Here is a 25,075-nt window from a genome sequence, read left to right on the forward strand (position 1 = left end):
CTTCCGCCCACGGCATCCGCTGTGTTAGTGTCTCGATCTATGACAGCGATGTCATAAACGTCGCGCAGCCCGCCCCCCGGTATCTGCGACAGGCGAACGACACACCGCAGTGGAGTTTGAGGAGCAACCATGACTGTTCCCCGTAAGAGGAACGCACGACCCGCAGGTCGCATCTGGGCGGCCGCCGGCGCCGCCGTGACGGTGACCCTGGCCATGCTGACGCCGCTCCCCGCGGCGGCTGCAGCAGGAGGGACGTTCTCGTCGTCCTTCGAATCGACGGATGCCGTGCCCGCACTCACGGGCACCGGTGAAGCCGTCAACATCACCGGCAACCGATTCGCGCCCGGCAGCATGCTGCCCGCGATCGCGCCGAACGGTGTCACGGCCTCGGCGCAGAACGCGCCGAACGAAGCCGCCGTGTTCGCCGCCGACGCCAACGCCTCGACCAAGTGGCTCGCCTTCGTGAACAAGGGGTGGCTGCAGTACCAGCTCACCGCCGCGCAGCCGCTGCAGAAGTACACGCTCACCTCGGGCGGCGACGCGCAGGAGCGCGACCCGAAGAACTTCCGCGTGCTGGGCTCGAACAACGGCACCGACTGGACCCCGGTCGACGAGCGGAGCGGTGAGATGTTCACCGCGCGCGGCCAGACCCGCACGTTCGAACTGGCGGCGCCGAGCGCGCCGTTCCTCTACTACCGTCTCGACATCACCGAGAACCGCACGCCCACCACGAACCTCATCCAGCTCGCCGACTTCGAGCCCATCGCGGTGAGCGACGGCGCCCCGACCGCGAGCGACCTGCGTGTCGTCGTCGGGAACGGCCCGACGGCGTCCGACACCGCCAAGACCGGCGTCGGCTTCACCGGCACCAAGGCGCTGCAGTACTCCGGGCGCCACCTCGACGCCGGCGCTGCATCGTCGACCACGACGCTCTACGAGAACGTCGATGTGACCGTTGACGGCGACAGCCAGCTGTCGTACCTCGTCTTCCCCGTGCTCGACGGTGAGCAGACCTACGCGGCCACCTTCGTGGCCGTCGATCTCGCCTTCGACGACGGCACCACCCTCGCCGCGACCCCCGGCGTGACCGACTCGTACGGCTACCCCGTCACCGCCACCGAGCAGGGCCGCTCGAACAGGCTCTGGCCCAACCAGTGGAACAAGGTCACCGTCGACCTCGGAGCCTTCGAGGGTCGCACCGTCGAAGACATCCGCTTCACCTACTCCCACCCGGGCGCGGACGTGAAGAACATCGAGGCGCCGACCGCGGCCACCGCGTTCACCGGCTGGCTCGACGACGTCGAGATCGACGCCGCGACCCCGCTCGATGACTCCGACGGACTCGTGTCGTACGTCGACACCCGCCGCGGCACGAACTCGACCGGCGGCTTCTCCCGCGGCAACAACCTGCCCGCGACGGCATGGCCCAACGGCTTCAACTTCATCACCCCGATGACGAACGCCGACAACACCGGAACGATCTACCAGTACCAGCGCGCCAACAATGCGCAGAACAACCCCGGACTCAACGGCATCGGCTTCTCGCACCAGCCGAGCATCTGGATGGGCGACCGCAACCAGCTCGCCGTGCTCCCCGCCGCGAACGCCAACCCGACCTCGAACCTGAACGACCGCAAGCTCACGTTCACGCACGAGAACGAGATCGCGCGGCCGGACATCTACGACGTCACCTTCGACAACGGCATCCGCACCGAGGTGACCGCCACCGACCACGGCGCGATCTACCGCTTCGAGTTCGCCGGCGACGCGAGCTCGATCCTCATCGATCAGCTCGTGAACTCGTCGAAGCTCTCGATCTCGGGTGACACGGTCAGCGGCTGGGTCGACGGCGGCTCCGGCTGGCCAGGACGCACCCGCATGTTCGTCTACGGCACCTTCGACCGCGCACCCGCGACGGCCGGCCCCACGACCGTCGGCGACCGCAACGGCACCGCCCGCTTCGCCTCGTTCGACACGACCGGTGACCGCTCGGTCGAGCTGCGCATCTCGTCGTCGTTCATCTCGCAGGACCAGGCGAAGAAGAACCACGACTTCGAACTGAAGGACGTCTCGTTCGACGACGCCCACGCCGCGGTGAAGGATGCCTGGAACGAGCGCCTCGCCGTCGTCGACGACGTGCAGGGTGCGACCGACACCCAGCTCATCACCCTCTACTCGAGCCTGTACCGGCTCAACCTGTACCCGAACTCGCAGTTCGAGAACACGGGCACCGAGGCCGACCCGGTCTACAAGTACGCGAGCCCCGTGGCCGGTACGACCGGCTCGGCGAGCGACACCCAGACCAACGCCAAGATCGTCGACGGCAAGATCTACGTCAACAACGGCTTCTGGGACACGTACCGCACCGCCTGGCCGCTGTACTCGATGCTCTACCCCGACGTGACCGAAGAGCTCGTCGACGGCTTCGTGCAGCAGTACCGCGACAGCGGATGGATCGCACGTTGGTCGTCTCCCGGCTACGCCGACCTGATGACCGGCACGAGCTCCGACGTCGCGTTCGCCGAGGCGTACCTCGCGGGCGCCCTCTCGACCGACACGGCACTCGAGGCCTATGACGCCGCGGTCAAGAACGCGACCGTGCTGCCGGCATCCAACGCCGTCGGCCGCAAGGGGCTCGGGCAGTCGATCTTCCTCGGTTACACCGAGGCCACCACCCACGAGAGCGCGTCGTGGGGTCTCGAGGGATACATCAACGACTTCGGTATCGCCGAGATGGCGAAGGCCCTGTCGGAGGACCCGAACACCCCCGCCGACCGCGTCGCTCAGCTGAAGGAGGAGGCGACGTACTTCGAGGCGCGCGCCGAGCACTACGGCGAGATGTTCAACCCGGAAGCGGGCACGTTCACCTCGCGCAACGCCGACGGCTCGTGGACCTCGGGTGCCGACTTCGACAAGAAGGCGTGGGGCGGTGCCTTCACCGAGGCGAGCGCCTGGACCTTCGGCTTCCACGCGCCGCACGACGTCGACGGCCTGGCCGCGCTCTACGGCGGACGCCAGGGCCTGGTCGACGTCATGCACGACTTCCTCACCGTGCGCGAGAAGGCCGACTACTCCGGCATCCACGAGGCGCGCGAGGCGCGTGACGTGCGACTGGGCATGCTCGGCATGTCGAACCAGATCGCGCACCACATCCCCTACGTGCTCGCCGAGGCGGGCGACCCCTCGGGTGCGCAGGAGCTGATCCGCGACATCCAGGACCGCCTCTTCATCGGCGACGACATCGGCCAGGGCTACCCGGGCGATGAGGACAACGGCGAGTTCTCGGCCTGGTACGTCTTCTCGGCGCTCGGCTTCTACCCGCTCGAGGTCGGCTCCGGCGACTACACGATCGGTACGCCGCTGTTCGACAGCGCGACGCTGAACATCGGCGGCAAGAAGCTCGTCATCAACGCCCCCGGCGCGTCCGCGGGCAAGGACTACGTGGCGGGCGTCAGCATCAACGGCACCCCGATCACCGAGACCACCTTCGACGGAGACCTCGTCCGCGCAGGCGGAACGCTCGACTTCACGATGAGCGACACGCCCTCGGCGTGGGGTGCGAAGGACCTCGGTGAGGAGCTCGACGTGCCCGCGACCCTGGTCGACGCGACGAAGGCCGGACGCGGCGTGCTGACGGCCACCGACGGAACCCCCGTCGGGTCGCTCGTCGACGACAACATGAGCTCCAACGTGGCGTTCACGGGCGACACCGCCGAACTCGTCTGGACGTCGCAGTCCGGTCCGGTCTCGATCGGCCAGTACACGCTCACGAGTGCGAACAGGGCGAACGCGCCGTCGAGCTGGACGCTCGAGGGCTCGGTCGACGGCACCACCTGGACCGAGATCGACAGCCGCACGGCGCAGTCCTTCACCTGGGACACGCAGACGCGACCGTTCACGACCGCGAACCAGGACGGCTTCACGAGCGTGAAGCTGACGCTGAAGACGGATGCCCCGACGCTCGCGCTCTCGGAGGTCGAACTGTTCGCCTCGGCATCCGCCGCCGACGGTCTCGCCATCTCGGCCGGGTCGCCGCAGCGGGTCGCGGTCGACACCGAGTTCACGGGAACCCTCGCCACCATCGTCGGGACCGAGACGGATGCCTCCGGCTACACCGTCACGGTCGACTACGGCGACGGTGTCGCGGTGACCGACGTGACGCTGACGCGCGACGACCTGGGTGGCTGGAAGGTGAGCGCACCGCACACCTTCGCGAAGCCGGGCACGTACTCGGCAGCGATCACGGTGCGGGACTCGGCCGGAGCGGTGGCGCAGACCACGGCGACGGTGACCGCGTTCCGCGACGAGACGCTGGTCGGCGCCTTCAACAACGTCTGCATCGGTGACCTCAACGTCACGGCCGCGAACTGCGACTCGCAGGGCCACGGGTACTTCCGCGACAAGATCAACGCCGACGGCTTCGTGCAGGGTCAGACCCTGACCGTCCCGAACACGACGCTGACCTACGACCTGCCGGCGATCCCGGCCGGCCAGCCCGACAACATCACAGGCGAGGGTCAGACGGTCAAGGTGTCGCTCGGCACCGGTGCCACGCAGATCGCGTTCATCGGAACCGCCACCGAGAGCAACCGCGACTCGGTCGCGACGCTGCACTTCACCGATGGCACGACGCAGCAGGTGACGATCAGCCTGGGCGACTGGGTCGGTGCATCCGGCAACCCCTACAAGGGCAACACGGTGCTGACGATCTCGGAGGGCCGCCTCTCGGGCACGGGTCCCGAGGGTTCGGTGAAGAACACCGCCATCTACGCCACCGCCGGCATCCCGCTGGCGGTCGATGGAGACGGTGCGCCGAAGGTGGTCGAGTCGCTCACGATGCCGAAGGAGGCGGGTTCGCTCAACGACGGACGCGTGCACATCTTCGCTCTCGCCTCGGACGGCGACCGCACGGCAGCAGCTCCCCTGAGCGTCACGGCCGGAACGGTCGACGGTCAGATCGCGGGCGAGGAGTTCGACGCGACGCTCGCGACGATCGCCGGTGGTCAGGGCGACACGTCGGCACTCGTCAACTGGGGCGACGGAACTCCCGTCGCCGAGGTGACGATCGCCGACGGCGCGGTCACGGGAACGCACACCTACGCCACCGCCGGCACCTACACGGTGACCGTTACGGCCGACGACGGCGTGCGGTCGGCGGATGCGCAGCTCGAGATCGGGGTCGTCGACCCCGAGCCCGAGTACGCCCCCGAGATCCAGGTGCCCGAGGGCACGGTCGCCCCGGGAGACCGGGTGACCATCACGGGTTCGGGCTTCGCCGTCGGAGAGAACGTGTCGGTGCGCATCGACTCGGAGACCCCGGTGGTCGTGAAGGCCGATGGGAACGGTGCGATCAGTGCCGAGATCACGGTTCCGGTGGATGCCATCGACGGCGCGCACCCGGTGGTGGCGCTCGGCGACGTCTCGAAGGTCGAGGCTCGCGGAGCGGTGCAGGTGGCGGTCGACCCGACGGCCCCGCGCAACACGTCGGTCTCGCTGTCGGCCGGATCGGACGACCCGGTCGCGGGCGAGTCGATCCCGCTGATCGCGACGGTGAAGCCCGCGGGCGCCGCCGGCAAGGTCGACTTCTTCGAGGGCGACGAGATCGTCGGCTCGGCGGAGGTCACCGGTGGCACGGCCACGGCCGATATCACCATCGCGACCTCGGGTGCGCACACCTACATCGCTCGGTTCGTGCCGTCCGACGACACGGCGTTCCGCGCCTCGGAGTCGGCACCTCTCACGATCGACGTGCGCGACACCCCGGTGCTCGAGGCCGAGCTCGTGATCGGAGCGTCGACCGTGCAGCAGGGTGGCACGGTGCAGGTGACCGGTCGCGGGTTCGCGTCGGGTGAGGTCGTGTCGCTGACGCTGCACTCCGAGCCGATCCACCTGACGGATGCCGTCGCCGACGAGTCCGGAGCATTCCGACTCCAGGTGACGATCCCGACGAACGCGGAGGTCGGCGCCCACACGCTGATCGCCGTCGGAGCAGACTCCGGTCTGACCGCGGAAGGCGCTCTCACGGTCACTGCCGCACCGGTCGGTGGCGGTGGTGGCGGCGACGGGCTCGCCGGAACCGGCGGAACCGTCCCGATCGCCGCGATCGCGGTGCTGCTGCTCCTGCTCGCCGCCGGTGGCGTGCTGGTGCTGCGCCGGCGCCGCGTGGAGTCCTAACCCCCGCTCCACTCCCCACAGAAGCCGCCCTCCCCGCCCCCGGGGGAGGGCGGCTTCGCCTTTCTCGTGGCGGGCCCTTCGACAGGCTCAGGGACCCAGTTCCTGCGGTGAGGGGTCAAGACACGCCGTGCCGCGGCATCCGCTCGCGGCGTGTTGTGACCCCTCACGGGTGCTGGGTCGCTGAGCCTGTCGAAGCGTCCCACCATGAGACCGCCCGGTACGCTCGCGGGATGGATGCCGAGCACGAGATCGTCGTCCGCGTGACGTCGGATGCCTCGTGGCTCCCGCCGGGTGGCCGGGCCGAAGTCGTGCAGCGGGAGGTTCCGCCGAGCCCGATGTCGATGGTGAGGCTGCTCCTGCGCCGCGGTGACGAGGTGTTCTGCGTCCCCCGGGCGGGGACGAGAAAGCTCGACCTCCCGACGCGACTGACGGCTGCGAACGACCTCGACGGATCGGTCGAGATCCGCGCGCTCGCCGCGGAGGTGGCGGGTCTCGGTGCCGATCTCGCGTTCGTCGGTGCCGTGCGCAACGTCGTCGAGCGTCCGGTGGACGACTACCCCTGGCCGACTCCGCGCGCCCACTTCGGCGTGTGGGCGTCACCGGACGCCCCGATCATCGACGGCACCTGGGTCGATCTCGCGACGCTGACCGAACGCCACTGGCACCCGCTCGCCGGCTGAGTTCTCCTGTCCCAGCGCCCCCACCCCGCGCGAGCGCTCAGACCGAGCGCAGGGAGTGCTCGGAGGTGTTGAGGCGCTCGCAGCCGTCGGCGGTGAGCACGACGATGTCCTCGATGCGGGCGCCCCACTCCCCCGAGAAGTAGATGCCCGGCTCGATGCTGAAGGCCATGCCCTCGCGCAGCACAAGGTCGTTTCCGGGCGCGATGTAGGGCTCCTCGTGCACGGAGACGCCGATGCCGTGACCCGTGCGGTGCAGGAAGGCCTCGCCCAGCCCGGCATCCGCGAGCACCTGCCGGGCGGCGTCGTCGACCTCGGATGCCGTGACCCCGGGCCGTGCGGCGTCCACTGCGGCCTGCTGCGCGCGCACGAGTACGGCGATGCGCTCGGCCGCCTCCGGATCGGGGGTGCCGACCGCATAGGTGCGCGTGCTGTCGGAGTTGTAGCCGCTGGGCACCGCTCCCCCGATGTCGACGACCACGATGTCGCCCTCTTCGATCACGCGATCCGACACCTCATGATGCGGGTCCGCGCCGTTCGGCCCCGACCCCACGATCACGAACTCGACGGTCTGGTGGCCCTCGGCGACGATGGCCCGGGCGATGTCGGCGGCGACCTCGCGTTCGGTGCGACCGGCGCGCAGCCACTCGGGCACTCGGCGGTGCACGGCGTCGATCGCGTCGCCCGCCCGACGCAGCTCGGCGACCTCGGCGGCATCCTTGATCATGCGACCCTCCCGCAGCACGGGCGTCGCGAGCTCGAGACGCACGCCCAGTCGCTCGCCGATCGGGATCACGTGCAGGGCCGGCAGGGCATCCGACACCCCGACCCGCGCCACCGATCCGACGGCCACCGATCCGACGGCCACCGAGCCGACGGCGGCCGCGACCAGGTCGTACGGGTTCTCGCCGTCGACCCAGTCCGACACGGCGAGGCCGAGCGTGCCGACCGCCGTGCTGCGCACCTTCGCGAGTTCCATGCGGGGCACGACAACGGTCGGCGCGATACCGGGCCCGATCACGAGAGCAGTTAACCGCTCGATCGTGTCTCCCTCGACGCCGACCAGGTACTGCAGGTCGGGACCGGGGCCGACGATGACGGCGTCGAGCCCCGCTTCGGCGGCGAGAGCGGATGCCCGCTCGAGACGGGCGGAGTATACGGAGGAGGAGAAGGGCGGAGTGCTCACCCGGCCCACGCTACTCCGCCGCGGGCCTCAACTGATGGCGAGACGGATGCGCTCGGTGAGCAGCGTGCGGTTCGCCGGGGTGAGTTCGAGCAGCGCATAGGCGGTCGGCCACATCGTGCCCTCGTCGAGGTTCGAGATGGGCTCGAAGCCGAACGTGCCGTAACGCACCTTGAACTTGCTCGCGGGCTGGAAGAAGCACAGCACCTTGCCGTCCTTCCCCCACCCGGGCATGCCGTAGTACGTGCGGGGCATGAGGTCGGGCGCGACCTCCATGACGAGTTCGTGCAGCGCGGTGGCGAGCTTCTTGTCGTTCTCGTCGGGCAGCTTGGCGATCGCCTCCCGCAGGTCGGCCTCCCCTGCCGCGCGCTGCTCCTCGGGCGACTTCTTCGCGCGGGAGCGCTTCGCCTTGGCCTCCTGGGCGGCGGCCTGCATGGCCTCGCGTTCTTCGGCGGTGAAGTTCTTCGTGTCGGTCTTCTTGTCGTCGGCCATGACGACTCCTCTCATCGGTGCGTGATCTCAGCGTAAGGATGCCGGGGGCCGCGTGGCTTCTCGATTCGTGATCGATCGTCTGCGGCATCCGTCATACGCGGAGATCCCCCGGTGAGCGCCGGTTAGTGTGGGGGAATGGACCTGCGTGTGGCGGCATACGCGGTCGTCACGGACGACGACGACCGCCTGCTCCTCGCGCGCTGGATCGAGGGCCGCCGCGTCGCGTGGACGATGCCCGGTGGAGGTCTCGAGGCCGGGGAGTCTCCCGAAGACGCCGTGCGCCGCGAGCTCCGCGAAGAGACCGGGTACACCGTGAAGGTCGGCGAGCTGCTCGGCATCCACTCCCGGGTCATCCCCGCGAGCCAGCGCGTGCACAAGGCCGATCAGCCTCTGCACACCCTCCGCATCGTCTACCGGGCGACCGTGACGGGCGGCAAGCTGCGCTACGAGACCGACGGGTCGACCGACATGGCGGGATGGTTCACGCGCTCGGCGGTCGCGGAGCTTCAGCGGGTCAAGCTCGTCGACATCTCGCTGCGCATGGCCGGGATCTTCTGACCGCGAGCCGCCTCACCGGGCGACGAGCGAGCGGATGCTCAGGCCCGGGGTTCCTCGGGAACCGAGATGTCGGCGACGGTGGCGCCGTAGGCGGCGATGAGGTCGTCGGCGTCGACGAACAGGCTGTATCCGTGCGCTCCCGCGCCCATGGCGATGCGCTGTCCGACGATCGACTCGTCGGCGTAGACGGGCCAGTCGGTCGTGCTGCCGATCGGCACGATGGTGCCCCGCTCGTAACCGGTCGCGGCGAGTGCCAGGTCGGCTTCGGGGAGCCGCAGCTTGTTCACGCCCACGACGGCGCGCAGCTTGGGCCACGAGATCGAGCGTCCACCCGGGATCAGGGCGAACAGGTAGGTGTCGTCGGCGCGCTTGACCACGAGGGTCTTCACGATGCCGGACGGGTCGAGCCCCAGGAGCTCGGCTGCCTCGAAGAGGCTCCGCGCCTCCGGCCGCTCGCGGATCTCGATGTCGAGACCGCGAGCGGCGGCGGCGTCGGTGACCCGCGCGTGCGGGTCGGTGGAGTGTTCGGCGCTCACGCGTCGGGCGCGGAGAGCGGGTCGTCGGCGACCCAGAGCTCATCGTCCGCACGCAGAGCCGTCCATGCGGCGTAGAGCACAGCGGCGGCCGCGGCGGCACCGAGGATCAGCGCGACGATCGAGCCGAGGCCCGAGTTCTTCTGCTGCTTCTTCTGGTGGGCCTTCTGGGCCTTCTTGATCTTCTTCGAGACCGGGGCGACGATGCCGTGACGCTTGTTGTTGGCGACGTCCCACGCGCTGAGGGCCGTGCCCACGACGCCTCCGACGATCGGCACGACCTTGTCGTCGACCACGTGCTTGCCGATCTTCACGCCGCGGTCGACCACGGGGGCGACGCGACGGTTGTAGGCGTCCTGAACGACCGGCACGACCTGCTCCCGGTAGGAGTGTCCGAGCTGGTGGCTGGCCTCTCGGGCGACGCCGGCAGCGTGCCCTACGAGCTCCTGCTGCGCCTCCCAGAGCTGGTTCGCGTCCTTCTGAAGACGACGCAGTTGCTTCTTCCGCTTGCGGCTGAGGCTCACGATGCTCTCCTGTCGATGTGGAGTACGGGTTCCCCATCCTGCCAGACAAGTCTGTACGGGGGGAGGGAATCGCCCACCCCTTGACTTATCCCGAGATGTGCAGGAGAACCCGGCTCACACACGGGAAGCTCTGCGAGAATGGACGTATGCCTCACGCTTCCCATGTCGCAACCCTGCACACCAACCACGGTGACATCGTCATCAACCTCTTCGGCGACCAGGCCCCGAAGACGGTCAAGAACTTCGTCGGCCTCGCCGACGGCACCCAGGAGTGGACGCACCCCGCGACCGGTAAGCCGGGCGAGGGTCCCCTCTACAAGGACGTCATCTTCCACCGCATCATCCCGAACTTCATGATCCAGGGCGGCGACCCGCTCGGTCAGGGCGTCGGCGGTCCCGGCTACAACTTCAACGACGAGATCAACGCCGAGCTCAACTTCGACCAGCCGTACATCCTCGCGATGGCGAACGCCGGCCTGCGCCGCAACGCCATCACGGGCGAGGTCGAGGGCACGAACGGCTCGCAGTTCTTCATCACCACCGACCCGACCCCGTGGCTCAAGGGCAAGCACACGATCTTCGGCGAGGTCGCCGATGACGCCTCGAAGGCCGTCGTCGACAAGATCGGCTCGGTTCCCACCGCTGCCGGCGACCGCCCGATCGAGCCCGTCGTGCTCCAGTCGATCGACATCGTCGCGGCCTGACGACAGCGATCGCCGATCCGGATGACGACGCCTGAGTTCGCGAGCAATCGCGACAACTTCTGTTACCGGCATCCGGATCGGCAGAGCTTCGTGCTCTGCCAGCGCTGCCTGCGCACGATCTGCGGCGAATGCCAGACGCCCGCCGCGGTCGGGGTGATCTGCCCTGAGTGCATGAAGGCCGAGCGCAAGAACCGCACCCCCGCGCAGAAGCGCGCCGAGCGCCGCTGGGGTGGTGGTTCGACGGCCGCCGTCATGGGGATCACCCGCAGCGGACGCCCTCTGGTCACGTACGCCCTCCTGGCGGTGACCTCGTTGATCGGTCTCATCCAGCTCATTCCCGGGGTGGGCGAGGCGCTCACGCAGCAGATGGTGTTCGCGGCCGCGTACCTCTACCCCGATCTGTCCGGAGCGCCTTTCCAGCCCTGGCGCCTGCTCACGGCGGTGTTCGCGCACGGCGGGTTCATCCATCTCGCCCTCAACATGCTCGCGCTGTGGTTGATCGGTCAGAGCCTCGAGCCCATGCTCGGCCGGGTGCGCTTCCTCGCGCTCTACCTGATCAGTGGTCTCGGTGGCTCGGTGATGGTCGCCCTTCTCGACCCGAGTCAGCCGACGGTCGGAGCATCCGGTGCGATCTTCGGCATGATGGCGGCTCTGCTCATCATCGGCCGCCACATCGGAGCCAATGTCACCGGACTCCTGGTGATCCTGGGCATCAATTTCGTCTATGGGCTCTTCTTCGGCGGCGGGCGCATCTCGTGGCAGGCCCATCTCGGCGGACTCGTCGTGGGCGCCCTCGTGGCCTACATCATCGTCAAGACGAAGCGGCGAGAGCAGCGGATCTGGCAGATCGTCGCTCTGGCGGCGCTGACGGTCGTGCTGCTCGTCGTGGTCTTCGTCGTTCCACCGCTGATCATTCTGGCCTGATGAGGGGTTGTTAACAACTCTGTTAACACCTGTGAATAACACCCGTGTAATTCTCCCCAGGTGTGGATAGACCTGTGGATAACTCTGTGGGCGGCTTGTGAGTTCCTGGGGATACAGCCCCGCTCGGAACGACGAAGGCCCCTCGCCGGAGCGAGGGGCCTTCGGAAGTCGTGGACGCTGAGGTCAGCGCCAGCGCGTGGTCATGAGGAAACCGATCAGCGCGATGCCCAGGCCGATGCCGAGGTTCCAGTTGCCGAGACCCGGGATCGGGAACTGCTGGCCCGAGATGTAGAACACGAGGATCCACGCGAGGCCCAGCAGCATGAAGCCGATCATCACCGGCTTGAACCACACGGCGTTGGGAGCGGCGTCGCCTTCGGCGCGCTCGACAGCGGGTTCTTCGGTCTTTCGGTCTCGTGCCATTCCAGCATTGTACCGAAATCGAGTGATGATCCCGAGTGCGGATGCCCAGGCGCTCCTCAACGATCGCGGCGCTCCCACAGCGCGACGGGATAAGATCACGCCATGACTGCATCCGTCGTGCCTGGGGGGCGACGCGCGCGACGGTCCCGTCGACGTTCGCGCGCCACGTTCGCGAGCGTTCTCGGGGAGCTCCTGCTCACCGCCGGCGTACTCGTTCTGCTGTTCGTCGCGTGGCAGATGTGGATCGGCGACATCATCATCGCCGCCCAGAAGAACGAAGAGGGCGCGGCCGTCTCGGCCGAGTGGGCCGCAGGTCCCACGCCCGAGCTCCCCCCGCTCGTGGAAGGCGACGACGGCTCGACGTATTACGAGCCGGTGATCCCCGCCGCGCCCGCCGACACCGAGCAACTCGGTCAGATGCACATCCCGCGTTTCGGTGCCGACTACAACTACGGCATCTACGGCGGCACGACGCGTGCCCGCACGCTCGACAACCTCGGCATCGGCGTCTACACGAACTCGAAGATGCCGGGCGAGGTCGGCAACTTCGCGATGGCCGGGCACCGCACGACCTGGGGCAAGCCGTTCAACCAGCTCGACAAGCTCCAGATCGGCGACGCGATCGTCGTCGAGACGAAGGACGGCTGGTTCACCTACCGCTTCCGCACCCTCGAGTACGTCAAGCCGACGCAGACCGATGTGCTCGCCGACGTGCCGCAGATGCCCGAGGTCGCGACCGGTGAGCGCTACATCACCCTCACCGCGTGCTCTCCCCTGTACTCGCTGGCCGAGCGCATCGTCGCCTACGGAGTGTTCGAGAGCTTCCAGCCCCGTGCCGAGGGTCCGCCCCCGGCACTGACCGACCCGCCGCCGCCCCCGGCCGCACCGTCCATCTAGAGGCACGAGGAGAAACATGTACGCCGCAATCTGGCGCCTGCTGCCCGGCCCCTGGTGGATCCGCCTGCTCATCGTGCTCGTCGTCGTCGCCGCGATCCTCTACGGGCTGTTCTGGTACGTCTTCCCGTGGATCAGCCCCATCATCAACCCCGGCGAGGTCGACCTCGAATGACCCGGGTGCTCGTGGTCGACAACCACGACAGCTTCGTGCACACCCTGGTCGGCTACCTCCACGAGCTCGGCGCCGAGACCTCGATGATCGAGGCGGACGCCGTCGACGCCGCCGAACTCGACGCGCTCCTTCCGGAGTTCGACGCCCTGCTCCTCTCCCCCGGCCCCGGCACCCCGGCGGATGCTGGCGTGTCGGTGGATGCCGTACGACTCGCGGCCGAACGACGGATGCCGCTGCTCGGCGTCTGCCTCGGGCACCAGGCGATCGGCGAGGCCTTCGGCGCCCCGGTGACCGCTGCGCCCGAGCTCATGCACGGCATGGTGTCGGCGGTCGTGCACGACGGGTCGGCGCTGTTCGACGGCATCCGCTCGCCCTTCGACGTCGGGCGGTATCACTCGCTCGGGGTCGCGGCATCCGATCTGCCTGAGGCGCTGCGCGTGACCGCGCACACGGCGTCGGGCACCGTCATGGCCATCGCGCACCGCGACCTGCCGATCGTCGGTGTGCAATTCCACCCCGAGAGCGTGCTCACCGAGAGCGGCTACCGCCTGCTGGCGAACTGGCTCGCCCTCGCCGGCGACACGGATGCCGTGGCGCGGTCGACGGGCCTCCACCCCCTGGTGTGACCCCCGGGGTCAGCCGGCGGAGTCAGCCGGCGGGGGCGGTGGAGCAGAAGCGCAACTCGACCGTCGAGCCGACCGGCACGTCACCGGGCGCTGCCGACATCGAGATCACCGTGTTCGGCGCGACACCCGCGGCGCACTCCCCCTGGTCGATCGGGCTCGCGATGAGCTTGAGACCCTCGAGCTCGGCCGTCGCTGCGTCGATCGTGAAGCCGCTGAGGTTGCGCAGCGTGACCTTGCCGCTCGCGACGACGAGGTTGACCACGGTTCCGGGCGCGACCTCGGCGTCGGCGGGCTGGCTCGACTCGATGACCGTGTCGCCCGCGATCTCGGGTTCGTTCCTCTGGATGACCGTGCCGAGTTCGAGTCCGGCATCCGCCAGTGCCTGACGGGCGGCATCGAGCGCCATGCCCTCGATGGCCGGGACGGTGACCGTCTCCTGACCCGTCGAGACGTAGATGGTGACCAGGTCGCCCTTCGCGACGGCGACACCGGCCTGCGGATCGGTGCGCGTGACGTTGCCCTCGGCGATGTCGGAGCTCGTCTCGAGCACCAGTTTCGCCTCGAGATCGAGTTCGGCGAGATCGGCCTGGGCGCGGTCGGAGGCGACGTCGACCAGGTCGGGCACCACGCGAGCGGTCTGCGGCACCTCGGGGGGACGCATCGTGACCACCCAGAACAGCACCGAGGCGATGAGCACGGCGAGAAGGGCCACACCGGCCCAGATCCACGCCACGGGCGGGCCGGACTGCGTGCGCGCCATCGTCGTGTCGGTGCTGAGCTGGCGCAGAGATCGAGCCGTCTCCTGCGCCTGGCGCGGGTTGGCACCGTAGAGCTCGCTCGTCAGTGCGCCCAGTTGCTTGCGCGTCGGAGCCTCGCCCGCGACCGCGGCGTCGAGAGCCGAGCGGAAGTGCGCGGCATCCGGGTACCGCTGGTACGGGTCCTTGGCGAGAGCGCGCAGCACGATCGGATCGAGGGCGCCCGGGGAGTCCTCGTTGAGCTCGGTCGGCGGCACCGGGGTTTCGCTGACGTGCTGGTAGGCGACCGCCACGGGAGATTCGCCGCGGAAGGGCTGACGACCGGTGAGCAGCTCGTAGAGCACCACGCCGGTGGAGTAGAGGTCGGCGCGGGCGTCGACGGGCTCGCCCTTGGCCTGCTCGGGGGAGAAGTACGCGGCCGTGCCGATGATCTGCGTGGTCTCGGCGACCGTCGACGAGGAGTCGGAGACGGCACGGGCGATGCCGAAGTCCATCACCTTGACCTTGCCGTCGGGCGTGACCATGACGTTGCCCGGTTTGATGTCGCGGTGCACGACGCCGGCACGGTGCGAGTAGTTCAGCGCCTCGAGGATGCCGTCGACGTATCGGATCGTGTCGTCGAGGGGCACGGGGCCGGCCGCGATGATGTCTTTGAGCAGCGTGCCCTTGACGAGTTCCATCACGATGTAGGGCGGGTCGTCGGACGAGGCATCCGCCGCCGAGTCGCCCGCGTCGAAGACGCGCACGATCGAGGGGTGCGACATGCGCGACGCCGCCTGCGCCTCGAGCCGGAACCGGGTGCGGAACGCGGTGTCGCGCGCCAGGTCGGGATCGAGGATCTTGATCGCGACCTCGCGCCCGAGGGTCAGGTCGTACCCGCGGTAGACCTTCGCCATGCCGCCGTGCCCGATGAGCTCGTCGACGCGGTACCTACCCGCGAGAACGCGTGGCTCTGTGGACACGGATGACCCCCCTGGGACAACTGGACGTGATGTGTGGTGGAGTAAAGGCTACCCTCAGTTGCCTGAGTTCCCGCCGTTCCCACCGTCTCCGCCGTCGTCGCCGTTGCCCGGATCGACGGCCGCTCCCTGGATGGCGGTCGACTGCCCCTGCGGGGAGTTTCCGGACTCGCGGTCGCCGCAGAACGCCTTGTAGGTGCCGGTCACGACCTGCCCGGCCGTGCCGGTGTTGATCGAGATTCCCGCCGTGGTCTCGTTCGGTCCGAAGCTCTTCGTGGTCACGGCCGGCTGGCCGGGACCCGCGAAGGATGCGTTCGTGATCGTCACCTCGTAAGAGGAAAGGGTTCCGGTGCCGTTCGGGCAGGAGAACGCCGTCCAGTTGATCGTCGCAGAGCCGCCCTCGAGGAACGTGCCCGAGAACGTCGGCGCGTTGGTCGGGGCTCCGACCGCGGCCTGGTCGGCGTAGAGGTAGAGCGTGATGTCACTGCCCACATCCACCGAGCCACGGGGCTCCACGCGCTCGACAGCGCCGACGAGGTCGGCGGACGGGGCGACGGTCGTTCCGGTCACGCAGTTGGGGACGAGGCCCGCACCGCGTGCGGCGGCGAGAGCCGCGTCGCACGTCATACCCGGCAACTGCAGGGCATCGACGTCGACCGGCTCCGGGGCGGGCGTCTGCGTCTCTGTCGGAGTGGGCTTCGGGGTGGGGGTGCGAGAGGTCGACGTGCTCGGCGTCGGGTCGGCGTCGCTGTCGCCCTGGTTCATGAGCGCGAAGACGGTTCCGCCGAGCACGATCACCAGCAGGGCGATCAGAGCGACCAGCGGCCACGTCCACGGGCTGCGCTTCTTCTTCTTGCCGTCGGGCGCCTCGTCGTCGCCGGCTCCGGTGGGGAGCTGCGCCGTGGTCGGCAGCACGCGGGTAGCCCCGTCGTCGCCACTCGCGGTGAGGATGCGCGTCGCGTCGTCGGCGACGCCGCCCGTCGCGATGGCGGGCACGGCGATCGCCGCGGAGTTCAGGTCGCCGCGGCGCAGCGCCTGGGCGGCGCGTGCGACGGTGGCCGACGACGACGGACGGTCGCTCGGCTTCTTCGCGATCATCGCCATCACGAGGTTCTGCACGGGGATCGGCACGGTCGGCGGCAGCGGCGGCGGCTGCTCGTTGATCTGCGCCATCGCGATCGCCACCTGCGACTCGCCCGTGAAGGGGCGCTTCCCGGCAAGGCATTCGTAGGCGACGATGCCGAGCGAGTAGGTGTCGGTCGCGGGGGAGGCCGGGTGACCCGAGGCCTGCTCGGGCGACAGGTACTGCACGGTTCCCATGACCTGACCGGTGGCCGTGAGCGGCACCTGGTCGGCGATGCGCGCGATACCGAAGTCGGTGATCTTGACGCGGCCATCGGGCGTGATCAGCAGGTTTCCCGGCTTGATGTCGCGGTGGACGAGACCCGCCGCGTGCGCGGCCTGCAGAGCGGATGCCGTCTGGGCGACGAAGTCGAGAGTCTTGTCGGCGCTCAGCGCGCCGTCGCGCTCGAGCACGGTCGACAGCGCCTCGCCGGGCACGAGCTCCATGACGAGATAGGCGCTGCCGTTCTCCTCGCCGTAGTCGAACACGCTCGCGATGCCCTCATGGTTGACGAGTGCGGCGTGACGGGCCTCGGCGCGGAAGCGCTCGAGGAACCCGGGGTCGCCCATGTACTCGTCCTTGAGGATCTTGATCGCGACGGTACGTCCGATGACGTGATCCGTCGCCTCCCAGACCTCACCCATGCCACCGATCGCGATACGCGACTGCAGCTCGTAACGACCACCGAACGACACACCCTGCGTCGGTCTCATCTGCCCAGCACCGCCTCTATGACCTTCTTCGCAATCGGAGCGGCGATCGTGTCGCCGGATCCGGATTGACCCTGTCCTCCGCCGTCTTCGACGACGACTGCCACCGCCACAGCGGGGTCGTCCGCCGGCGCGAAGCCGGTGAACCACAACGTGTGCGGCTTGTTTCCGTTCTCAGCGGTGCCGGTCTTACCGGCCACGTCGATCCCGTCTATTCTTGCACCCTGCGCAGCGCCCGTTGAGACGCTCGCGACCATGGCATCCGTCACCTCGTCGGCGATGTCGGGCTCGAGCGCACGGCCGAACTCGGTGTCGTCGTAGGAACGCACGACCGAGAGGTCGTTGCCGATCACCTGATCGACCATCCGCGGGTTCATCACCAGGCCGTCGTTCGCGATTCCGGCCGAGATCATCGCGACCTGCAACGGCGTCGCCGTGACCTGTCCCTGTCCGAATCCGGAGAGGGCCGTCTGCGCGTCGTCGAGCGCGCGCGGGTAGCTCGAGGCGGTCGAGACGAGCGGCGTCTCGAAGCTCTGGTTGTAGCCGAACTTCTCCGCCATCTCGCGGATCGCGTCGTCTCCGAGCTTCACCGCGAGCTCGGCCATGGGGATGTTGCAGCTCAGGCGGATCGCCTCGGCGATCGTGACGGTCTCACCGCCGCCGCAGGTGCCTCCCCATGCGTTCGAGACGCGGTTGCTCGACCCGGGAAGCGTGTACGACGCGGGGTTCGGAAGCGTGGAGTCGGGCGTGAAGTCGCCGCTCGCGTAGGCCGCGGCCGCAACGACGAGCTTGAACGTCGAGCCCGGCGGGTTGAGGTCGCCGGCGATCGCGCGGTTGGAGAGCGGCTTGAGCGGATCCTGCACCAGCTGGTCGTAGGTCGAGTTCGCGGCATCCGCATCGTGCGTGGCGAGCAGATTCGTGTCGAAACCGGGCGTCGAGACCATCGCCAGGATGCGGCCCGTGCTCGGTTCGATCGCGACGACCGCGCCCTGCAGCCCGCCGAGCGCATCGTAGGCGGCCTTCTGGGCCGCGGCATCGAGGGAGAGCTCGACGCTGAAGCCGGTCTGCGGCTGCCCGGAGAGGATGCGCTCGATCTCGGAGAAGAATGCGCTCGATCCGGTTCCCGAGAGATCGGCGTTCATCGCCTGCTCGATGCCGGTGCGGGAATCGAGGGCGGCGTTGAAGTATCCGGTGACGGGCGCCCACATGCCGGCGTCGGCATACACGCGCTGGAACTGATAGCGATCGTCGGACGGCACGGAGGTGGCGACGTTCGTACCGTCGATGATGATCGAGCCGCGCTGGATCTCATAGCTGTCGAGGCGCGTGCGCTGGTTGTTGTCGTTCTGGGCCAGCGCATCGGCGTCGACGACCTGGATCCAGCTGGTGGCGGCGAACAGCGCGATGAACATGAAGAGCATCACGATGCTCAGGCGACGCAACTCACGGGTCATCCGATCACCACCCTCGGTTGGCGGCGTACGCCGTCGGAGATGCGCAGCAGCAGTGCCACGATGAGCCAGTTGGCGACGAGCGACGAACCGCCCGCGGCGAGGAACGGCGTGGTCAGACCCGTCAGCGGGATGAGGCGGGTGACACCGCCGACCATGATGAAGACCTGGAGGGCGATCGTGAACGAGAACCCGATCGCGAGCAGCTTGCCGAAGTCGTCCTGACCGGCGAGACCGATGCGCACCCCGCGACTGACGAACACCATGTACAGGCAGAGGATCGCGAACAGGCCGATCAGGCCGATCTCCTCACCGAGGCTGGTGATGATGTAGTCGCTGTGGGCCAGGGGAGTGACCCAGGGCCGGCCCTGTCCCCAACCGGTTCCGAGCATCCCGCCGTGCGCGAGACCGAAGAGCCCCTGCATGGGCTGGTAGCCGGCACGCTCGGGGTCGACCTGGTTCGGGTCGAACAGGAACAGCCAGTTGATGAAGCGCCCGCGCACGTAGCTGAGGATCTGGGTCGCGAGCGCGACACCCGCCGCCACGAGCCCGAGGCCGATGACGACCCAGCTGGTCTTGCCGGTGGCGACGTACAGCATCGCCACGAACATGCCGAAGATCAGGGTTCCGGTACCGAGATCCCGCTGCAGCACGATGATGCCGAGCGAGATCAGCCACACCACCAGCACCGGACCCAGCTCGCGCATGCGCGGCCAGGTCATACCGAGGAAGCGCGTGCCGACCGAGGTGAGGCTCTCCCGCGTGCGCACGAGGTAGCCCGCGAAGAAGATCGCGAGGCAGATCTTCGCGATCTCACCCGGTTGGAAGGCGAACGCCCCGCCGAGCGACACCCACACGGCCGCGTTCGCGTCGGGGATGCGCAGGCCGGGCACGAACGGCAGCAGCAGGAACACGATGCCCGCGAAGCCGAAGATGTACGTGTAGCGGAAGAGGACGCGGTAGTTGCGCAGCAGGATCACCGCGGCGATCGCGCCCGCCAACGAGATGCCGGTCCAGGCGAGCTGCTTCGTCGAATAGGCATCCCACCCGGTGAACGACTTGGCGATGTCGATCCGGTAGATCATCGCGATGCCGAGCCCCGTGAGCAGGGTCGCGATCGGGACGACGAAGGGATCGGCATCCGACGCCACGACCCGCAGCACGATGTGCAGGGCGAAGGCGAGCACGGCCAGGCCGCCGCCGATCGCGAGGATGACGGGGTCGACGGTGCCGAGGGCGCCGAGCTGCACGAGAGTGAGCGCGGAGCCCGCGATCAGCACGGCGAACAGGAGCAGCCAGAACTCGCGGTTGCGCTGCTTCTGCGGGGTGCGGATGCGCTTGAGCGCCTTGAGGACCGCGGTGTCGGCGGAGACGTCGGTGCTCATCCGTCACCTCCGTCCTCGGCGGGAGTCTCGGAAGGCGTCGGCGTCGGCGTCGGTGTGGGGAGCGGGGTCGGAAGCGCGTTGGCATCGGCACCCGCCCGTAGACGGTCGACGATGGCCATGGCATCCGACAGCGAGCGGGCCGTGATCGTGCGCTCGACCGACGCGCGCTGGTACTCCGGCAGGTTCGCGAGCAGGATGTCGGTGTCTTCGACGGGCGTCGACAGGGTGATCGGGCCGATGTTCTGCTGCACGCCCTGGAAGATCACCACACTGTCGTCGTCGGCGCCGATGAAGTAGCGGGTCTGCGTCCAGCTGTAGGCCGCGAACGCGGCGAAGCCGAGCATCGCGAGCACCAGGAGCATCGCGGCGATCCAGCCGACGCGGCGACGGGTCGCACGCCGACGATCCTCCTCGATGAGTTCTTCGAGGTACTCGGCGGCCGGTTCGAAGTGGGTGGGATCGTTGGCCGCCTGGCGCACCGGGTGCAGCCAGTTGCCGCGCGGGGCGCGCACGGGCGGCACGATGATGCCCGAGGGGTTCGAGGCCGCGCCGACGATCGTGGGCGTTCCGGAGGAGAGCGGATGCTGTCCGCCGACGTCGACGATCACGATCGTGACATTGTCGGGGGCGCCGCCGTCGAGCGCCTGCTTGAGGAGGTTGTCGGCCGTGCGCCCCGGCGCGAGGCCCAGGCGCATCGCCTTGAGGATGCGGTTCTCGTCGACGACCCCCGAGAGGCCGTCGGAGCAGAGCAGCCAGCGATCGCCCGGCTGCGTCGGCATGACGAACATGTCGAGCTCGGGGTCGGAGTCCATGTCGCTGAGCACGCGCATGAGCACCGAGCGACGCGGGTGGTAGCGCGCCTCCTCGGGCGTGATGCGGCCCGAGTCCACGAGCCGCTGCACGAAGGTGTGGTCGGCCGTGATCTGCGTCAGGGCGTCGTCGCGGTACAGGTAGATGCGCGAGTCGCCGATGTGGCCGATGACCGCGTACTCGTCGACCATGATGATCGCGCTGACCGTGGTGCCCAGGCCCGCGAGCTCGGGGCGGTCCTTCGCGGCGCGGATGAGATCGCCCGCCGCGGTCGTCGCCGCCGCCTGCAGCGATGCCTGCGCGTCGTCGGTCGAGGCGTACGCCTGATCGAGCGGTTCGAGGCGCTGGATCGCGAGGCTCGATGCGACGTCACCGCCGGCGTGACCGCCCATGCCGTCGGCGACGACGAACAGGTTGGCTCCGGAGTACCCGGAGTCCTGGTTGTTGGAGCGGATCTTGCCCGTATGGGAGATCGCGGCGCTCGAGCCCTCGAAGACCATGCCGGCGTCAGGCTCGCAGCTCGAAGGTCGTGGCGCCCACCTTGATGGGGGTGCCGAGCGACAGCGAGACGGGGGAGTTGCCGACGCGCTGGCCCGCGACGAACGTGCCGTTGGTGGAGTCGAGGTCCTGCACGGCCCACGCGTCACCGCGCAGGATCAGGCGGGCGTGGTGGCTGGACGTGTAGTCGTCACGGATCACGAGGGCGGACTCGCTCGAGCGGCCGATCGTGAGGGTGTCGTTGCCGAGGGGGAGTTCGAGCCCCGCCTTCGGGCCCGAGGTGATGACGAGGCGCTGGGCGGTCGCGACGGTCGCCGGACCCGTGGAGGGCTTGGCGGAGGCGGGCTTCGCCGAGGCCGGCTTCGCGACGGGGGCGGCCGGAGCCGCGGCGCCGGATGCGGGGGCACCCGCAGCGGCCTCGGCGGGGAGCTTGCGCACCTTCACGCCGAAGAGGTCGGCGCGCAGCGAGTAGACCACGCCGAACACGAAGAACCACAGCAGCACCAGGAAACCGATGCGCAGGAGCAGGAGGACCAGTTCACTCATGGATGCCTCCGAACGCACGGGTGGCGTCGCTGACACGCGCCGGTACCGTCTGCGGCACCACGCGGAAGACGAGATCGGTGCGACCGATCGTGATCGTGGTGTCGGAGGGGAGGGCCGCTTCGCGCAGCTTCTGCCCGTTCACCTTGGTGCCGTTGGTGGAGCCGAGGTCGCGCATCATGGCGCGCTCGCCGTCCCAGAGGATCTCGGCGTGCTTACGGCTCGATCCGGCATCCGCGATGGTGATGTCGGCATCCGTGCCGCGTCCGATGACGGTGCGCGCGCGGGTGATGCGGTGCCGGCGACCGTCGACGTCGACCACGGCCTCCCAGCTCACACGGCCCTCGACCGTTCCGGAGCTGACGCGCACCGTACCCGTCGACACCTTCTCGTCGGGTTCGAGCACGATCGAGAGCGGGCCACCGAAGCTGTAGCCCTGCGACTTCGAGTGCTTCGTGAGCAGGGCGTGCAGCTCGTCGGTGAGAGCGCCGCCGAGTCCGCGCATCCGCTCGGCGTCGTCGGCGCTGAGGCGCACGACGTAGTTGTTGGGCGCGATGATGCGGTCGCGGCTGACGACCGCCGCCTTCGTATCGGCCTCGCGCCGCAGCGCCGAAGCGATCTCCACCGGCTGGATGCCGCTGCGGAAGGTCTTCGCGAACGCGCCGTTCACGGCGCGCTCGAGACCCTTCTCAAAGCTGTCAAGTAGTCCCACTGGGCTCCTCTGGCATGCCAACTGGTAGGGACATCGTAGCCAGGTGTGCTGAGGATCCGCCCCGCGACGGGCTCGGAGTCCCGGATTTCCGGGGTTTTCCGGGGTGCGGGGGGAGTTTCTCGTGGGGTCGCGACGCGTGATAGCCTTACGAGGTTGAGTTCTTCGGAACGAGACACTCGCGCGAGTGGCGGAATGGTAGACGCGCTGGCTTCAGGTGCCAGTGTCCTTGCGGGCGTGGGGGTTCGAGTCCCCCCTCGCGCACAGCGAGTTGAAAGGCCCGGTTCCCTCTGTGGAACCGGGCCTTTTTTTTGCAGCCAGTGCTTCGTCGGGTGCGACTTCCTCCCTCGAAGACCGTTGGGCAGGAGGCGCGAGACGTCCCCGGCAGCGCGCCCTAGCGTGCACTCATCGTGAACGCCAGGACCGTTCCCAGAACGGTACCGATCAGCAATGCGACTCCTGCCCATCCCACGATCACGGCGCGTTCTTGGGGGTGCCGGGAGGCGTGGAAGCCTGCTCCGATCCCGCCCACGAGTGCGGTTCCCATGGTGACGAACGCCACCGCAGCCTGCATGTCGTAGTCAGGAGGGAGCGGTGCAGGGTCGATGAGGGGAATCGCGAACCGGAAGGTCGCCACCAGCGCGAGGAAGAGCAGCGAGACGACCGTCATCGCCGCGATCAGAAGCCATGCCGTTGCGGAGCGCATCTGCCCATCATGTCCTGCGTGGCCACAGGGAGCGGGTACGTGTCGCCGAACCGACGCTGCCCTGAAGGCTCACCGTGCCGGTCACCTGCGAGTCTTCGAGTAGGGGGTCGCTCCTCACGGCGACAGGTGAGAGTTCCGCGTCTTTCTAAGCCGGACTCCACACACCCCCGGGGCCGATTCCCTCCGCCACCTTCCGACTGATGACCCCCAGCTGCCGCGCCTGGGCATCCGTGAGGGTGTCGAACACGAGGGTGCGGATGAGCGCGTGGTGGGCGGGGGTCGACTCGGCGACCGCCTGCGCGCCGGCGTCGGTGAGGATGCCGAGGGTGAAGCGTCCGTCACTCGGGTCGATCTCGCGACGCACCCACCCCTTCGTCTCGAGTCGGGAGACCGCGCGCGACAGGCGCGACAGGGTGCAGCTCGCGTAGGCGGCGAGCACGCTGAGACGTAGGGTGCGCTCGGGGGCGCTGTGCAGCGCGAAGAGGATGCCGTGCTCGAAGTGGGTGAGCCCGCTGTCGCGCTGCAGCTGCGCGTCGAGGGCGGTGGGCAGGCGCTCGAGCAGGGTGGCGAGCGAGGCCCAGATCGCGAGCTCGTCGGAGCTCAGGCCGTGGTCGGCGTTCGTGTTCGGCATGGCCTCAGGCTATCCCGAGTTCACTTGCTTGAGCAAGTAAAAGCCTGTACCTTGACTTGCTCAAGCAAGTGAAAGGACGTCGAACATGGATCTGCGACTCGCAGGCAAGAAGGCATTCGTCAGCGGCTCGACCCAGGGGATCGGCTACGCCATCGCCGCAGCGCTCGCCGCGGAGGGCGTGCAGGTCACGCTCAACGGTCGCGACGCCGAGCGCCTCGACAGCGCCGTCGCACGGCTCGGGGCGGAGCATCCGGAATCCCACCCGAACGGTCTCGTCGCCGACTTCGCGAAGCCCGACGAGGTCGCGCGCCTTCTCGCCGACCTCGGCGACGTCGACATCCTCGTCAACAACGTCGGACTGTTCGGCCTGGCCGACTTCTCGGCGACCTCCGACGACGAGTGGTCGCGCTACCTCGACGTGAACCTCATGAGCGCCGTGCGCCTGTCGCGGCAGGTTCTCGGCGGCATGCTCGAGCGCGGGTGGGGGCGCATCGTCTCGATCAGCAGCGAATCCGGAGTGAACGTTCCCGCCGACATGGTGCACTATGGCGTGACCAAGGCGGCGATGATCGCCCTCACCAACGGCCTCGCCAAGCTCACCCGCGGCACCGAGGTCACTGTCAACACGGTGCTCGGCGGACCCACGTACTCCGACGGGGTGGCCGCGACCGTGGCGGCGGTGGCCGAAGCGCAGTCGCTGCCCGCCGACGCCATGAAGCAGGCGATCATCGGCCAGAACGCCACGACGCTGCTCGAGCGATTCCTCGACCCGACCGAGATCGCGAGCCTCGTCACGTACCTCGCGAGCCCCGTCGCCTCGGCGACGAACGGTGCCGCCCTGCGTGCCGACGGAGGCGTGCTCACCGCGATGCTGTGAGCCGCGAACGGATCAGAGTGAACGGGTCAGC

General features: G+C 68.7%; 23 protein-coding genes and 1 tRNA gene. 10 read left to right on the forward strand and 14 right to left on the reverse strand.

The features are described from left to right. The first annotated feature begins 129 nt into the window (after positions 1-129). A complete protein-coding gene (locus KV396_RS06655; RefSeq protein WP_247957272.1) occupies positions 130-6,174 on the forward strand; it encodes a GH92 family glycosyl hydrolase in 6,045 nt (2,014 codons plus the stop codon). 230 nt (positions 6,175-6,404) lie between these two features. After that, entirely contained in the window at positions 6,405-6,854 is a 450-nt protein-coding gene (locus tag KV396_RS06660) for an NUDIX hydrolase (RefSeq protein WP_247957273.1), read from the forward strand. A gap of 37 nt (positions 6,855-6,891) precedes the next feature. Here the strand turns inward: KV396_RS06660 and KV396_RS06665 are convergent, their stop codons facing one another. Both KV396_RS06665 and KV396_RS06670 read right to left on the reverse strand, forming a co-directional pair. Then, entirely contained in the window at positions 6,892-8,037 is a 1,146-nt protein-coding gene (locus KV396_RS06665) for a M24 family metallopeptidase (protein ID WP_247957274.1), read from the reverse strand. 27 nt (positions 8,038-8,064) lie between these two features. Continuing rightward, positions 8,065-8,526 (reverse strand): DUF1801 domain-containing protein, encoded by a 462-nt coding sequence (locus KV396_RS06670; RefSeq protein WP_247957275.1) that lies wholly within the window; start codon positions 8,524-8,526, stop codon positions 8,065-8,067. Between the two features lie 135 nt (positions 8,527-8,661). Here KV396_RS06670 and KV396_RS06675 point away from each other — a divergent pair, with 135 nt between their 5' ends. After that, positions 8,662-9,084, forward strand: coding sequence for an NUDIX hydrolase (locus KV396_RS06675; RefSeq protein WP_247624032.1), 423 nt, complete (start codon positions 8,662-8,664; stop codon positions 9,082-9,084). A 38-nt stretch (positions 9,085-9,122) separates the two neighbouring features. Here KV396_RS06675 and KV396_RS06680 read toward each other — a convergent pair whose 3' ends face one another. Together KV396_RS06680 and KV396_RS06685 are read right to left on the reverse strand one after the other, a co-directional pair. Beyond that, on the reverse strand, positions 9,123-9,551 hold the full coding sequence (locus KV396_RS06680; RefSeq protein ID WP_247957566.1) for an aminoacyl-tRNA deacylase: 429 nt from the start codon (positions 9,549-9,551) through the stop codon (positions 9,123-9,125). Positions 9,552-9,616: 65 nt separating this feature from the next. Then, complete coding sequence (locus KV396_RS06685; RefSeq protein ID WP_247957276.1) at positions 9,617-10,141, reverse strand: DNA helicase; 525 nt, start codon at positions 10,139-10,141, stop codon at positions 9,617-9,619. A 146-nt stretch (positions 10,142-10,287) separates the two neighbouring features. On the opposite strand from KV396_RS06685, the gene KV396_RS06690 reads away from it, so the two are divergent. Together KV396_RS06690 and KV396_RS06695 are read left to right on the forward strand one after the other, a co-directional pair. Next, a complete protein-coding gene (locus KV396_RS06690; protein WP_247633396.1) occupies positions 10,288-10,845 on the forward strand; it encodes a peptidylprolyl isomerase in 558 nt (185 codons plus the stop codon). Positions 10,846-10,866: 21 nt separating this feature from the next. Further along, on the forward strand, positions 10,867-11,769 hold the full coding sequence (locus KV396_RS06695; RefSeq protein ID WP_247957277.1) for a rhomboid family intramembrane serine protease: 903 nt from the start codon (positions 10,867-10,869) through the stop codon (positions 11,767-11,769). A gap of 183 nt (positions 11,770-11,952) precedes the next feature. On the opposite strand, the gene KV396_RS06700 is transcribed toward KV396_RS06695, so the two are convergent. Beyond that, positions 11,953-12,192 (reverse strand): cell division protein CrgA, encoded by a 240-nt coding sequence (locus KV396_RS06700; RefSeq protein ID WP_247624028.1) that lies wholly within the window; start codon positions 12,190-12,192, stop codon positions 11,953-11,955. Positions 12,193-12,294: 102 nt separating this feature from the next. Here KV396_RS06700 and KV396_RS06705 point away from each other — a divergent pair, with 102 nt between their 5' ends. The 3 genes from KV396_RS06705 to KV396_RS06715 are packed head-to-tail and all read left to right on the forward strand — an operon-like array spanning position 12,295 to position 13,887. Next, a complete protein-coding gene (locus KV396_RS06705) occupies positions 12,295-13,089 on the forward strand; it encodes a class E sortase (protein ID WP_247624027.1) in 795 nt (264 codons plus the stop codon). 16 nt (positions 13,090-13,105) lie between these two features. Next, complete coding sequence (locus KV396_RS06710; RefSeq protein WP_247633394.1) at positions 13,106-13,261, forward strand: hypothetical protein; 156 nt, start codon at positions 13,106-13,108, stop codon at positions 13,259-13,261. Further along, positions 13,258-13,887, forward strand: a complete 630-nt coding sequence (locus KV396_RS06715) for an anthranilate synthase component II (protein ID WP_247957278.1) — start codon at positions 13,258-13,260, stop codon at positions 13,885-13,887. Before KV396_RS06710 ends, KV396_RS06715 begins: the two co-directional genes overlap by 4 nt. Before the next feature lie 22 nt (positions 13,888-13,909). Here the strand turns inward: KV396_RS06715 and pknB are convergent, their stop codons facing one another. The 7 genes from pknB to KV396_RS06750 all read right to left on the reverse strand — a co-directional run bounded on the left by pknB (position 13,910) and on the right by KV396_RS06750 (position 22,833). Then, positions 13,910-15,538: a Stk1 family PASTA domain-containing Ser/Thr kinase gene (gene pknB / locus KV396_RS06720; protein WP_247957279.1), complete on the reverse strand. Its 1,629-nt coding sequence runs from the start codon at positions 15,536-15,538 to the stop codon at positions 13,910-13,912. Between the two features lie 120 nt (positions 15,539-15,658). Next, positions 15,659-17,437 (reverse strand): protein kinase domain-containing protein, encoded by a 1,779-nt coding sequence (locus KV396_RS06725; RefSeq protein WP_247957280.1) that lies wholly within the window; start codon positions 17,435-17,437, stop codon positions 15,659-15,661. Beyond that, on the reverse strand, positions 17,434-18,888 hold the full coding sequence (locus tag KV396_RS06730; RefSeq protein WP_247957281.1) for a penicillin-binding transpeptidase domain-containing protein: 1,455 nt from the start codon (positions 18,886-18,888) through the stop codon (positions 17,434-17,436). Before KV396_RS06730 ends, KV396_RS06725 begins: the two co-directional genes overlap by 4 nt. Further along, positions 18,885-20,270: an FtsW/RodA/SpoVE family cell cycle protein gene (locus tag KV396_RS06735; protein ID WP_247624022.1), complete on the reverse strand. Its 1,386-nt coding sequence runs from the start codon at positions 20,268-20,270 to the stop codon at positions 18,885-18,887. Before KV396_RS06735 ends, KV396_RS06730 begins: the two co-directional genes overlap by 4 nt. Continuing rightward, a complete protein-coding gene (locus KV396_RS06740) occupies positions 20,267-21,580 on the reverse strand; it encodes a PP2C family protein-serine/threonine phosphatase (protein WP_247957282.1) in 1,314 nt (437 codons plus the stop codon). The genes KV396_RS06735 and KV396_RS06740 overlap by 4 nt, the downstream gene beginning before the upstream one ends. Before the next feature lie 7 nt (positions 21,581-21,587). Next, positions 21,588-22,124 (reverse strand): FHA domain-containing protein FhaB/FipA, encoded by a 537-nt coding sequence (locus KV396_RS06745; protein ID WP_247957283.1) that lies wholly within the window; start codon positions 22,122-22,124, stop codon positions 21,588-21,590. Beyond that, positions 22,117-22,833: an FhaA domain-containing protein gene (locus KV396_RS06750; protein ID WP_247624019.1), complete on the reverse strand. Its 717-nt coding sequence runs from the start codon at positions 22,831-22,833 to the stop codon at positions 22,117-22,119. The genes KV396_RS06745 and KV396_RS06750 overlap by 8 nt, the downstream gene beginning before the upstream one ends. Before the next feature lie 178 nt (positions 22,834-23,011). Here KV396_RS06750 and KV396_RS06755 point away from each other — a divergent pair. Next, a tRNA-Leu gene (locus KV396_RS06755) sits at positions 23,012-23,094 on the forward strand. Positions 23,095-23,224: 130 nt separating this feature from the next. On the opposite strand, the gene KV396_RS06760 is transcribed toward KV396_RS06755, so the two are convergent. Both KV396_RS06760 and KV396_RS06765 read right to left on the reverse strand, forming a co-directional pair. Continuing rightward, positions 23,225-23,536, reverse strand: coding sequence for a hypothetical protein (locus KV396_RS06760; RefSeq protein WP_247957284.1), 312 nt, complete (start codon positions 23,534-23,536; stop codon positions 23,225-23,227). Between the two features lie 145 nt (positions 23,537-23,681). Continuing rightward, positions 23,682-24,167, reverse strand: a complete 486-nt coding sequence (locus KV396_RS06765; RefSeq protein ID WP_247957285.1) for a MarR family winged helix-turn-helix transcriptional regulator — start codon at positions 24,165-24,167, stop codon at positions 23,682-23,684. An 85-nt stretch (positions 24,168-24,252) separates the two neighbouring features. On the opposite strand from KV396_RS06765, the gene KV396_RS06770 reads away from it, so the two are divergent. Beyond that, positions 24,253-25,044 (forward strand): SDR family NAD(P)-dependent oxidoreductase, encoded by a 792-nt coding sequence (locus KV396_RS06770; RefSeq protein ID WP_247957286.1) that lies wholly within the window; start codon positions 24,253-24,255, stop codon positions 25,042-25,044. The last annotated feature ends 31 nt before the right edge of the window (positions 25,045-25,075 follow it).

Source organism: Microbacterium galbinum (genome assembly GCF_023101185.1).
Taxonomy (GTDB): Bacteria; Actinomycetota; Actinomycetes; order Actinomycetales; family Microbacteriaceae; genus Microbacterium; species Microbacterium galbinum.